The organism is Corallococcus sp. AB030 (assembly GCF_003668965.1).
Classification (GTDB): Bacteria; Myxococcota; Myxococcia; order Myxococcales; family Myxococcaceae; genus Corallococcus; species Corallococcus exiguus.
This window is the reverse complement of record NZ_RAWQ01000297.1, coordinates 1-9,118: the sequence shown is the minus strand read 5'-3', so window position 1 is coordinate 9,118 and position 9,118 is coordinate 1. Positions and strand designations below refer to the sequence as shown.

Below are 9,118 nucleotides of genomic sequence, written 5' to 3'. Positions count from 1 at the left end.
CCGGGGAGGTCACCCGCCCGGGTGCCGCGTACTACGCGCCCGGCGCCCCCGCCGTGAGGTCCCAGGTCCAGTCCTGGGGTGACGTGGATGTGGACATCGACGTGGACGCCCCGCAAGCGGCCCCCGGCCGGGCCCCCGCCACGCCGGGCGCCCCTGGGGCGATGATGCCGTTCGACCCGCCCACGCCGGTTCCGGGCGTCGCGTCCCGGCGTCAGGCGGCCCCTCCGCCGCCGCCCCCGAATCCGGTCGTGCCGGACCTGGATGACCCGTTCGCGGACTTCATGATGGACGCGCCGGCGCCGAGCGCTCCGGTGGCCGCTCCCCGGCCGGCCGTGGCTCCTGCTCTTCCGGCGGCGGCTCCCCGCCCGGTGCCTCCGGGGGCCTTCGCGCCTCCCCGGGCCGCTCCTCCCGGGGCGCTCGCGGGTGCGGCCCGTCCGGCGGCCGTGGCTCCGAGCGGACCCGGAGCGTTCGCCGCGGAGGCCGCGCCTCTGGGGGGACCTCCGAGGCCAGTGGCGCCCCGGGGCCCGGTTCCTCCTGGGGCGGTGGCTCCTCCTCCCGGCGCCTCCCCGTCCGCCATTCCGGCGCGTGCCGCCATGCCTCCGGCGCCTGGCGCCTTCTCGGCCGGCGGACCGGCACCGTCGGGCGCTGCTCCCGCGCGTGCCCCCATGCCTTCGACGGGAGCCCCCGTCGCGCGCATGCCCCTGGCCTCGGTCCCTGTCGGGGCGGCACGTCCCGGGACCGCGCCCGTGGCCTCCGCGGGGCTGGCCGCCGCCGGTTCGACGGACCTCTCGCCGGATCCGCTCTTCGACTTCCCCATCGACGCTCCGGCGGTCCCGGACGCGGCGTCCCTGCGCCATGCCGCGAACGTCGCCCAGGCGCCCGCTCCGGGCGGCGCCACGGCGGTGGGGCCGGTGACGCCCTCGCCGGGCTTCGAGAGCGAGGATCCGTTCTCGTCCATCGACATGGCGGCTCCGTCCCCGGACCTGTCCGCCGCGCCCGAGGACGCCCCCGAGGACACGCACGTCGGTCCGGAGCCGATGGGCGACCTGTTCGACTTCTCCGGCGCGGGGGCCTCCGGCGAGGAGGGGGTGGCCGCCTCCGACACCGGCCGTGCCGCGCTGCTCGGGGATGTGCCCGCGGAAGCGGGCGCGGAGGAGCCCGGCGGCATCTCGTTGCTGAGCGACGTGCCGGCGTACGACGACGGCGACCCGTTCAAGATCACCACGCCCCGCCGCGAGGTGGTGGACCTGGCCAGCATGCGCGGGGGCCCGGCCGTCACGGTGGCCAAGCCCTCCGCCCGCATCGAGGACGTGGGCATGCCCCAGCGGCGGATGCCCGGCCGCGCGCGGAAGCTGACGGGGCTGGTCCTCAACCTCACCATCGCCACCGTGTTGGTGGTGGCCCTGGGCGCGCTGGGCACCATGTACCTGCGCGACGGCAAGGTGGACCCCTCCACGCTGTCCCCGGACCGCCTGCGCACGCTGGTGATGCCCGCGTCCCGTCCGTTCATCGCGAGCGACGTGTCCAACGGCCTCTACGAGACGCGCGACGGCCGCATGCTCTTCGTCGTGCGCGGAGAGGCGGAGAACCGCACTGGCGCCGCCGCGGCCGTGCGCGTGCGCGCCGCCCTCTTCGACGGCGACCAGCGGGTGCGCTCCACGGAGGGGCTCGCGGGCGCGCTGGCCACTCCGGAGGAGCTCCACGCCGTCACCACCCGCGAGGCCGCCACCGCGCTCCGCCAGCGCATGGACGCGGCGTCCCTCCCGGTGCCGCCGGGCGGCAAGGTGCCCTTCCTGGTGCTGTTCCAGGAGTTCCCCGCGGACCTCACCGGCCTCCGGCTGGAGGTGACGCTGGAGCCCATCCCCTCCGAACCCACCGCGGACCGCACGGGAGGCTGAAGCGTCATGTCCACGCTGGAGGAGGCCCGCGTGCTCGCGCGCAACCTGCACGCCCTGGGCGGAGGCGCCACCGTGCGCCGCAAGGCCGCCGCGCGCGAGCTGGCCCGGCGTGAGCCCTTCGACACGAACGAGCTCATTGGCCACCTGCTGTCGCTGTCCCGCGCCGGACAGGCCCCCGCCACCTGCGTGCTGTCGGACTTCCTGGCCGCGTTGGACCAGGAGGCCGAGCACATCCCCCACGTGGAGGCGCTCCGGCGCATGGCCCACGTGCAGTCACTGGAGGCGGTGGCGGACCTCTTCGCCCAAGGCCCCGCGCGCAAGGAGCTGGACGCGGACGCCGCCGCCCGCGCGGACGCGCAGGCCGCCAGCCAGTCGCTGGGCCACCTGAAGCAGCAGGCCCGCCTCACGCGCGACCCGGACGTGCTGTCGCGCCTGGCCACCGTGAGCAACCCGGCCGTGCTGCGCAACGTGCTGATCAATCCGCGCCTCACCGAGGACCTGGTGGTGCGCATCGCGGCGCGCAGGCCCGCGCGTCCGGAGCCGCTCGTCGAAATCTGGAAGTCGCCGCGCTGGTCCGTGCGCCACAAGGTGCGCCGCGCGCTGGCCTTCAATCCATATCTGCCGCCGGAAGTGGGCGCGAAGCTGGTGCCGCTGCTCTCCACCCTGGACCTGCGCGAGATGGTGGAGGACACGGGGCTGCTCCCCGCCCTGAGGCAGCAGGCCGCGCGCCTGCTGCTCGCTCCATCGCCCGGCAGCCCGCCCGGTCCGTTGGTGCTGCCAACCGGCGAGGAGTTCTAGGAGCGGCGGTCCTTGGAGGAGCCTTCGGTGTAGTCCGCGTCGGTGGTGCCCCGGCGCGAGTGGGGCAGGTGCTTCACGTCCACCAGGTCGTCGCCGCGCGACGCCTTGCGGAACGAGTAGACGAACTTGCCCACCGCGTTGCCCAACTGCCCCATCCGGGCGGCCGAGAAGACCACCAGCAGGATGAAGCCGAGGACGAGGAACTCTCCGGTGCCCAACATGCGTCGGACACTGCAATAAACCCACCCGCGAGGCAAGTCGCGCCAACGCGTCCGCCCTCGGACGCGCCCGCCACGTCGGCGCTGCGCGCGGGGGGCGTTTGAGCGCACACTGCGCGCCCATGCTCCTGCTCGCTCACCGTGGTGCCAGCGCCGACGCCCCCGAGAACACCCTGGAGGCCTTCGCGGAGGCCGTGCGCCAGGGCGCTGACGGCGTGGAGCTGGACGCCATGGTGTGCGGCTCCGGCGAGGTGGTGGTGTGTCACGACGAGCGCTTGGACCGCCTGGCGGGGCAGCCCTGGGAGGTCCGCTCCACGCCCTGGTGGAAGCTCTCCCGCGCGGACGTGGGCACGCCCCTGGGCTTCGCCCCCGCGCGCATCCCGCTGCTGGAGGAGGTGCTGGACGCGCTGCCGGAGCACTTCCTGGTCAACATCGAGTTGAAGTGCGACCGCTTCGACGACGGCGGCCTGGCGGCGGGCGTGGCGCGGCTTCTGCGCGAGCGCGACCTGGCGGGCCGCGTGGTGGTGTCCAGCTTCAACCCGCTGTGCCTCTTCCGGCTGGCGGCGGTGGCGCCCACGCTGCGCCGGGGCTTCCTCATCGACCCGGACAAGCCCTGGGCGCTGCAGGCGTACGCGCTGAGCCCGCTGGTGTCCTCGCACTCGGTGCACCCCTTCCACGAGGCGTGCACTCCGGAGCGCGTGGCGGCGTGGAATGACGCCGGCCTGCGCGTGGCGGCGTGGACGGTGGACGACCCCCGGCGCGCCCGCGAGCTGCGGGACCTGGGGGTGTCCTACCTCATCACCAACCGCCCGGGCCGCGTCCGCGAGGCCCTGCGCTGACTAGAAGTCCAGGCCCAGCGTGGTGTTGAAGGCGAAGACGGAGGGCAGGTCGCGGCTGCCGGCGCCCTCCTGGTCGAAGCTGCCCAGGTTGGTGAGCGAAATCTCCGCGCCCAGCTGCAGCACGCCGCCAATGAAGCGCGCGCCCGCGTAGAAGCGCGGGGTGAGGTTGTCGCCCGCGTTCACCCGCGAATACGGCGCGGTGTTGGTCAGCGCGTCGCGCGATTTGTTGCCCGCCGTGTCCGCCGGGTTGCGGCTCGGGTCGAAGTCCAGCGTGCGCGTGGTGGCGCTGACGAAGTTCAGGTCCAGGCCGCCGTAGGGCGTCACCGTCACCATGCCGCCCAGCGGGAACTGCTTGCCCACGCCGATGTCCAGGCCCGTGGTGGTCAGGTCCAGGTCTTGCGCGTTGAAGAGCTTCGTCACGTGCAGGCGCACGCCCACGTCCGGCAGGTACGTGAAGCCCTCGTTGACGGCCCACTTCAGCTCGCCCGTGGCCGTCACCATGCTGCTCTTCTCAATCCAGCCCACGCGCCCGCCCAGCTCCAGCGAGAAGGGCAGGCCCTTGCGCACGTGCAGGGACGGCACCAGCACGGAGCCCGGCTGCGCGCCTTCCGTGGGCAGCTGCACGTCCTCCGGGAGCGACACGACGGACAGCTCCGCGTTGAAGGCGAAGCCCGAGTGGCCCGTGGTGCGCGGGGGCATCAGGTTCGCGGACGTCATCACCGCGCCGAACGTGCGCGCGAAGGCGCGGAAGTCCGCGCTGGCTTCGGCGAACTCCGTGTTGGTGATGACGAAAGTGGCGCCCCGGCGTTCGACGCCGAAACGGGAAATGACCAGGTCGTTGGCGTCCGCATGGGCCGCGGCCCCTGACAGCGCCGTCGCGAGCACCAGCCACCGACTGAACGTCCGCATGGGGGAATCACGCCTCCGGGACGCGTGCCGGCCAAGCGGGCGCCCACCTCCGGCGGACCCTAAATCGGCCCTCGGGGAAGCGTCAACAAAACGGGCGGCCCTCCTCCAGGGAAACGCCCCCGTTCGAAGGGGGATGTCCGCTGGAAGCGAGCCGCCCGGGTCAGGCGGTTTCCGGGTGCGTGCCCGGAAGGCCTACTGCTGGCGCGGCTTCACCGGCGTGGTGGCCGTGGCGGCGGGCGTCGCCACCTTCTGGGCCACCTCCGCCGGACGGCGGCGGATGACCAGCGTGCGGCGGCTGGCGAACTCGGTGCTCTCGCGGGCCACCACCAGCACGTTGTTGTTGCCCTCCTTGAGCGCGAAGTCAGCGGTGAACTTCAGCGTGTTGGGCTCGCCGCCCTTGGGGTCCACGGCCTTGAAGTAGACCTTCTGGTCGTTGACCAGCACGTAGACGTCCAGCAGGCCGTTGGGGTCCTTCACCGCGCCGGAGAGGGTGAACTTGTCGCCGTTCACCACCACGCCGCCGTGGGACGGATCCACGTCCAGCTTGATGTCCGGCGGCTGGTGCGTCGTGGTGAACGCCACCGTCTTGGGCGCCGCCGCCTTGCCGGTCTTCACTTCCTTCGCGTCCTGCGTGCGCACGAAGGCGAAGCGGTCCTTCTCCAGCGCGACCTTGTAGTAGCCCTTGGTGGTGGCCTCCAGGGCCAGCGTGGCGCCCTGCGGCAGCTTCGCCACCGGACGCGCGTCCGCGGTGGGCGAGGCGAACAGCTCCGCCTTGTCGTTGAGCTTCACCAGTCCCTTCTTCGCCTCCAGCGGGGCCACGGGGCCGTCCTTCACGGGCAGCTGGAGCTTCTCCAGGACGAACTCCTCCAGGGGCTCGTCGAGGATGGCCAGCTTCAGCGGGAAGGTGTCGCCCTTGAAGCCCTTCTTCAGGGACACCTGGAAGCGCGCCGTCTTCGTCTCACCGGGCTTGATCTCCCCCAGTTTGAAGCGGCCCTTCTCGATGAAGATGTTCGCGTCGCCGCCGTTCTTGATCTGCGCGAACGAGTCCAGCGCCGGGCCCACGCCCGTGTTGGTGACGTCCATCACCACCGTGACGTCCTCGCCGCGCTGCACGACGCCGTCGCCGTTGCACTCGGCGCAGTCATCCACCACCTGCCAGTTGAAGGCGAACGCGGGGCGGGGCAGCTCCACGAAGGACAGCTCCGACACCAGGGTGTCGCGCAGCGCGCCGTTGTCGTCGAACAGCTTCACCTTCACGTCGTCGCGGCGGCTGGTGAGGTCCTTGGGCAGGCGCACCTGCACCTTCCAGGACTTCTTCTCACCCGGGGCGATGGCGCCGAAGAGGAACTCGCGGCGGTCGAGGAACGCGTTGTCGCTCTCCGTCCAGCCACGCACGCGCTTGAGCGGCTCCGTGCCCTTGTTCTCCACGTTGATGACCATGTCCAGCTGCTCGCCGGCCAGAATCTTCGCTTCGGAGCCCGGGGAGAAGCTTGCGTCCAGCTGCACGTTCTTGGGCGTGGGACCGGGGCTCCAGTCCAGGCCGAGCGCGGCGATGGCGTTGTTGATGCGCTGCTCCTCCTCGTTGCGCTTCTGCTCCACGAACGTCTTGCCCTTGGCGAGTTGCTCGGAGCGCTTCACCGCCGGCACCTTCAGGACGAAGTCGCGGGCGAACTGGACCTCGAAGTCCTCCTTGATCTCCTCCTGGGACTCCGCGTCCAGCTGGTCGTCCAGGTCCTCGCCCTGACCGGCCACGTCCACGTCCAGGAGCGGATCATTCTGGCCGTGCTCCTTCTTGGTGTCCTTGGCGCCCGTGCCCGGCTTGGCGGCGACCTTCTCCTTGGGCTCTTCCTTCTTGGCGGCGGCCTGGGCGGCCTTCTCGTCCACCTTCAGGTACTTGAGGCTGGTGCCCGGCTTCTCGCGGTCCAGCACCTCTTCGCGCTTCTTGGCGACGGTGGAGGACTCCGGGTTGCCGAAGTGCTGATCCAGGTCCGCCTCGCCCATGGACTTGCGGGGCGCGAACACGTCCACCCGGTCCGCGGTGACGCGCGTGGGCACCAGCTGGATGTCCGGCACGATGCCCACTTCCTGGATGGAGACGTCACCCGGGGTGAGGTACTTGGCGATGGTCAGCTTGAGCGCGCTGTCGTCCGGGAAGTCGTAGAGCACCTGCACGCTGCCCTTGCCGAACGTCTGGCGCCCGATGATGACCGCGCGGTCCAGGTTCTTGAGCGCGCCCGCGACGATTTCAGACGCGGAGGCGCTGCCCGCGTTCACCAGCACCGCGATGGGGTAGGTCTCCTCGCCGTCCGTCATGCGCGCGCGCTTCTCCTCGCGCAGCTTGTCGCTGAAGCCCACCGTCGCGACGATGGTGCCCTTGGACAGGAACGTGTCCGACACCTGGATGGCCTGCTCCAGCAGACCGCCCGGGTTGCCGCGCAGGTCGAGCACGAGGCCCTTGAAGCCGCCCTTGGCCTCCGCCTGCTTGCGGATGTCCGTCAGAGCGGCCTCCAGGTCGCGCGTGGTGTTGCCCTGGAAGTTCTTCAGGCGCACGTAGCCCACGCCGCCCGCGAGCAGCTTGTGCTGCACGGACTCAATCGAAATCATGGCGCGCGCCACCGTCATGTTGCGCGGCTTGTCCCAGCCGTCGCGCTCCACGGTGATGGTGATGCGGCTGTCCACCGGACCGCGCAGCTTGGACACGGCCTCGTTGAGGTCCATGTTGACGGTGGACTCCTCACCAATCTTCTTGATGCGGTCGTCCTTCTGGATGCCGGCGCGAGACGCGGGCGTCTTGGGCAGCACCTTCACCACGGTGAGGTTGCCCTCCTTCATCTGGATGACGAAGCCCAGGCCGCCGAACTCACCCTTGGTGGACAGCTTCATCTCCCGGTACAGCTCCGGGCGCAGCAGCACCGAGTGCGGATCCAACGTGGAGAGCATGCCGTTGACGGCCGCGTACTCGATGTCGCGCGTCTCCTCGATGGGGCGCATGTTCTTCGACAGGAAGTCGAACACGTCCTTCAGCGCGAAGGACATCTTCCACAGGGAGTCGACGTGGGAGATGTCGAACTCCTTCTGCTTGCCGTTGACGTTGACGTTGAGCTTGCCCGTCTCCGGGTTGCCGTCCACGAGCACGTCCGGGACGCTCTTCTCCACGTACTCCAGGGAGGCGATCATCATCTCCTTGGGCTTCACCCGCTTGGGGTCGACGTAGTTCTCCTTCACGTAGAGGATGACCTTCGTGAGGACGCGGAGGCTGTTGAGGTCGTGCGGGGCCTTCTCGGCCTTGCTGGCGGAAGGCAGCGCGCCGTCCCAGGAGTCCTGCCCCGCCTCCGCCGCTCCCACGGTGAGCGGGAGGGGAGCACGGTCACTGCCTGCGAATGCCCAGGCCCCCAACAGAACGGCGACGGCGGTGATGCGGCGGAAGATACGCGGCATGCGGTTCATCCCAGCTGGGGCGCGAGAGGCGCCCCGGGTGATGCGTGAAAAGCCCTGTGAATCCGAACGGTTCGACGTAAGCCAAGGAACCAGCCAGCGGCCGGGCAAGCCTAATCACGGCTTCCAGGTGCTTCAAGGCGTGGCGTTGTCACTAGCGACCGAGAACGTCTGCCGCAGGCAATGCGTTCCCGATCGGCCCTGACGTACGGACACCCGGCCTCCCCGTTTATTTCGCGTCCGCCCGGGCATCCGGTGGCGGGGGCAGGTCCCCGGCCTCCCGCAGGGCCCGGTAGAGGAGGGTGCCCCCGACGATGGCTACCGGGAGGAAGAAGGTATTGAGGATGGGCACCCACAGGAGCAGGTAGACGCCCGCCCCGAAGCCCAGGCAGAGGGCCCGGCGCTCGCGCAGCATGCGGCGCACCTGGGCGAAGGGGTACAGGTGGCGGGTCATGGGCGCGGCCAGGTGCTCCGCCGCCATCCAGAGCATGGTCCACAGGCTGGCCAGCACGGTGAACGCCACGCTGCCCAGGCCCGGCAGGAGGTTCAGCGGCAAGAGCACCGCCAGCCCCAGGAAGAGCAGCGCCATGCGGGCGAGCGTGTGCAACAGCCCTGTCGTCATGCTCCGCACGAAGGAGGCGGGTGAGAGCACCGCGTCCGCTCCCGCACACTCGGCTTCCGTGGCCTCCGACACCGGGTCCTGCAGCGGGGTGAGGAGCAGCGGAGGCGCCACGTTGGCGCCCACCACCCAGGCGACCAGGGAGCCCAGCACGAGCGCGGTGTACCAGCCGGCCTGTCCGTACCAGGACCCGGGCCGGGCCCACACGGACTCCAGGAGGCCGGGAGCGTACCGGTAGAGCAGGACGGCCAGGCCCACCAGGGTGATGGCGGTGAGGACGGCGCACAGGCTGGAGAGGAGGAAGAGGCGGCGCGAGCGGAAGATGAGGCCGAAGGCGCGGCCGAGCACTCCCATGCCCTGGAGGAAATCCGACAGACGGGGCCGGGGAGACAGGGTGGGGAC

At 71.0% G+C, this 9,118-nt stretch carries 7 protein-coding genes; 3 read left to right on the top strand and 4 right to left on the bottom strand.

Annotation, left to right across the window (positions count from 1 at the left end):
* Both D7Y15_RS46155 and D7Y15_RS40370 read left to right on the top strand, forming a co-directional pair.
* Positions 1-1,898 (top strand): hypothetical protein (locus tag D7Y15_RS46155; RefSeq protein WP_233605275.1); only part of this gene is annotated, 1,898 nt, incomplete at its 5' end.
* 6 nt (positions 1,899-1,904) lie between these two features.
* Entirely contained in the window at positions 1,905-2,696 is a 792-nt protein-coding gene (locus tag D7Y15_RS40370) for a hypothetical protein (protein WP_121755902.1), read from the top strand.
* Here D7Y15_RS40370 and D7Y15_RS40365 read toward each other — a convergent pair.
* A complete protein-coding gene (locus D7Y15_RS40365; RefSeq protein ID WP_120579459.1) occupies positions 2,693-2,917 on the bottom strand; it encodes a twin-arginine translocase TatA/TatE family subunit in 225 nt (74 codons plus the stop codon). The two genes, D7Y15_RS40370 and D7Y15_RS40365, sit on opposite strands and share 4 nt — an antisense overlap.
* 119 nt (positions 2,918-3,036) lie before the next feature.
* Between D7Y15_RS40365 and D7Y15_RS40360 the strand changes: the two genes are divergently transcribed.
* On the top strand, positions 3,037-3,753 hold the full coding sequence (locus D7Y15_RS40360; RefSeq protein ID WP_120579460.1) for a glycerophosphodiester phosphodiesterase family protein: 717 nt from the start codon (positions 3,037-3,039) through the stop codon (positions 3,751-3,753).
* Here D7Y15_RS40360 and D7Y15_RS40355 read toward each other — a convergent pair whose 3' ends face one another.
* From D7Y15_RS40355 to D7Y15_RS40345, 3 genes are all read right to left on the bottom strand, one after another.
* A complete protein-coding gene (locus D7Y15_RS40355) occupies positions 3,754-4,662 on the bottom strand; it encodes a hypothetical protein (protein ID WP_121755901.1) in 909 nt (302 codons plus the stop codon).
* 192 nt (positions 4,663-4,854) lie between these two features.
* Complete coding sequence (locus D7Y15_RS40350) at positions 4,855-8,109, bottom strand: MXAN_5808 family serine peptidase (RefSeq protein ID WP_121755900.1); 3,255 nt, start codon at positions 8,107-8,109, stop codon at positions 4,855-4,857.
* A 217-nt stretch (positions 8,110-8,326) separates the two neighbouring features.
* A partial coding sequence (locus D7Y15_RS40345; RefSeq protein ID WP_121755899.1) for an EI24 domain-containing protein occupies positions 8,327-9,118 on the bottom strand: 792 nt, incomplete at its 5' end.